General features: G+C 36.9%; 1 pseudogene. It reads right to left on the bottom strand.

Annotated features, from left to right (window positions below):
• Positions 1-3393, bottom strand: a pseudogene (locus EAH81_RS27595) (hypothetical protein); the annotation flags it as partial.

The raw sequence follows: 3393 nt of genomic DNA, 5'->3' as shown, positions 1-3393 counted from the left end.
ATTGCTGAACTTCCATTTAAGGTGTCATTTGTAATAAGTGAAGTTGTCGTTTTTCCTCCGATGCTTCCGTTAACTGAATCTGTTGTTTCAGGAACTGCGTCTATAACCGGAGCAACAACCGTAATTTTTACTGTTGCTGTTGCACAATTTGTTGTGTTTAATTCGCAAACCTGATATGTTAATTCATAAGTTCCTGCTGGTGTATTGGCTTTTAAAACAATTGTTCCGTCAGGATTTAGTTTAATATTTCCTGTTGGATCTGAAACTGTTTCTGTGATAGTAACTTCTGTTGCAACTATTGTTTGCCCGTTTTTAGTGTCATTCCCAAGAACATTTAATATTGTTTTTGGCTGATTTGTACTTACAACTGAACTTGCTATATCATCTTTCAATATTAATACTGCGCCCGTTACCGGAATAATACTTTTTGCGATATCGCAGTTATTTGTATTATTGACTTCGCAAATTCTGTATTCAACTTCATAGTTTCCTATTGGAGTTCCTGCCGCCACGGATATTGTTCCGTCTGCGTTCAGGGTTAATCCYGTTGGAACTGTAATTCCGGTCAAAGTAACCTGACCTGCCTGATTTCCTATAATTGCTGAACTTCCATTTAAGGTGTCATTTGTAATAAGTGAAGTTGTCGTTTTTCCTCCGATGCTTCCGTTAACTGAATCAGTACTTTCCGGAACTGCGTCAATAACCGGAGCCGAAATTTTCACTTCTACAGTAGCAGAACTACAAATGGTAAGATTTGTGGATTTACAAATTGTATAAGTAATTATATATGTTCCTGCAGTTGTATTTGGTGCTATTACTATTGTACCATCAGCGTTAAATGTTATTCCTGACGGAAGTGTTGTTGTTGAAACACTAACATCTGTTGGTAAAAATGGTAATCCATTTATTTTATCATTTGTAAAAACAGTTGAAATAGTTCCTCCAGTAATACCATTAATTGATGCTGGTGTATCGTCTTTAGCACATATAAAATCTGAAATTATAATATCTCCAGAAGTCAAAGATTGACAACCTAAAGAATTTGTAACGGTATAATTATATGTATTTCCTGGAAGCAATCCAGAAATTGTCGTCGTTGTTGTATTTCCAGAAATATTCCCTGGATTTATTGTCCATGTTCCTGTTGGCAAACCACTCAATTCAACACTTGCAGTTGACGATGCACATGTTAATTGGTTAATTACACTAACAGTTGGTTTTGCAATTGTATTTATCGTAAGATTCAAAATCTGATCTGCAGTACAACCATCATTTACGATTTTTAATCCTGTTTGGTTGCTATTGTAAACGGTACTGTTGGCTGACCATGTATAACTTTCGCCTGAACAAATGGTTTTGTTTGTTACAACATCAGAAGGTTTTGGAGTTACCGTCAAATTCAAAATCTGATCTGCCGTGCAACCGTCGTTTACAATTTTTAATCCTGTTTGATTGGTATTGTAAACGGTGCTGTTCGCTGACCATGTATATGTTTCTCCTGAACAGATTGTTTTGTTCGTTACAACATCAGAAGGTTTTGGCGTAACGGTCAAATTCAAAATTTGATCTGCCGTACAACCGTCATTGACGATTTTTAATCCTGTTTGGTTGCTATTGTAAACCGTGCTATTTGCTGCCCAAGTATAACTTTCGCCTGAACATATTGTTTTGTTTGTTACAACATCTGCTGGTTTTGGCGTCACAATCAGATTCAAAATCTGATCTGCAGTACAACCGTCGTTTATGATTTTTAATGCCGTTTGATTAGTATTGTAAACTGTGCTGTTCGCTGCCCAAGTATAACTCTCACCTGAACAGATTGTTTTATTTGTGATAACATCTGCAGGCTTTGGTGTTATAGTCAAATTCAAAACTTCATCTGCAGTACAACCGTCGTTTACGATTTTTAATGCTGATTGATTGGTCGTATAAAAGGTGCTGTTTGCTGACCATGTATAACTTTCGCCTGAACAGATTGTTTTGTTAGTTACTATATCCGATGGTTTTGGCGTAACAGTCAAATTCAAAATCTGATCTGCCGTACAACCATCATTTACGATTTTTAATGCTGATTGGTTCGTGTTGTAAACCGTGCTATTTGCTGACCAAGTGTAACTTTCACCTGAACATATTGTTTTGTTTGTCACAACATCTGCTGGTTTTGGCGTCACAATCAGATTCAAAATCTGATCTGCAGTACAACCGTCGTTTATGATTTTTAATGCCGTTTGATTTATGCTGTAAACTGTACCGTTCGCTGCCCATGTATAACTTTCTCCTGAACAGATTATTTTGTTTGTTACAACATCTGCAGGCTTTGGTGTTATAGTCAAATTCAAAACTTCATCTGCAGTACAACCGTCGTTTACGATTTTTAATGCTGATTGATTGGTCGTATAAACGGTGCTGTTTGCTGACCATGTATAACTTTCGCCTGAACAGATGGTTTTGTTAGTTACTATATCCGATGGTTTTGGCGTAACAGTCAAATTCAAAATCTGATCTGCCGTACAACCATCATTTACAATTTTTAATCCTGTTTGATTGCTGTTGTAAACCGTGCTATTTGCTGCCCAAGTATAACTTTCGCCTGAACAGATAGTTTTGTTTGTTACAATATCTGCAGGTTTTGGCGTAACAGTCAAATTCAAAATCTGATCTGCGGTACAACCGTCATTAACGATTTTTAAAGCTGTTTGATTGGTCGTATAAACGGTGCTGTTTGCTGCCCATGTATAACTTTCGCCTGAACAAATGGTTTTGTTGGTTACTATATCCGATGGTTTTGGTGTAACAGTCAAATTCAAAATCTGATCTGCAGTACAGCCGTTGTTTACAATTTTTAAAGCTGATTGATTGGTCGTATAAACGGTGCTGTTGGCTGACCAAGTATAACTTTCGCCTGAACAGATTGTTTTATTTGTTACAACATCTGCTGGTTTTGGTGTTATAGTCAAATTCAAAACTTCATCTGCAGTACAACCGTCGTTTACGATTTTTAATCCTGTTTGATTGCTATTGTAGGCGGTACTGTTGGCTGACCATGTATAACTATCGCCTGAACAGATTGTTTTGTTGGTTACTATATCTGCAGGTTTTGGGGTAACGGTCAAATTCAAAATCTGATCTGCAGTACAACCATCGTTTACGATTTTTAAAGCTGATTGATTGGTCGTATAATCAGTTCCGTTAGCGGACCAAGTATATGTTTCTCCTGAACAGATGGTTTTATTTGTTACTATATCCGATGGTTTCGGGGTTACCGAAAGATTCAAAACCTGATCTGCAGTACAACCGTCGTTTACGATTTTTAAAGCTGATTGATTGGTCGTATAATCAGTTCCGTTAGCGGACCAAGTATATGTTTCTCCTGAACAGATGGTTTTATTTGTT

Source organism: Flavobacterium pectinovorum, assembly GCF_006438875.1.
GTDB lineage: Bacteria > Bacteroidota > Bacteroidia > Flavobacteriales > Flavobacteriaceae > Flavobacterium > Flavobacterium pectinovorum_A.
Note: the sequence above shows the minus strand (reverse complement) of the source record. Positions and strands in the feature narration are given on the sequence as shown.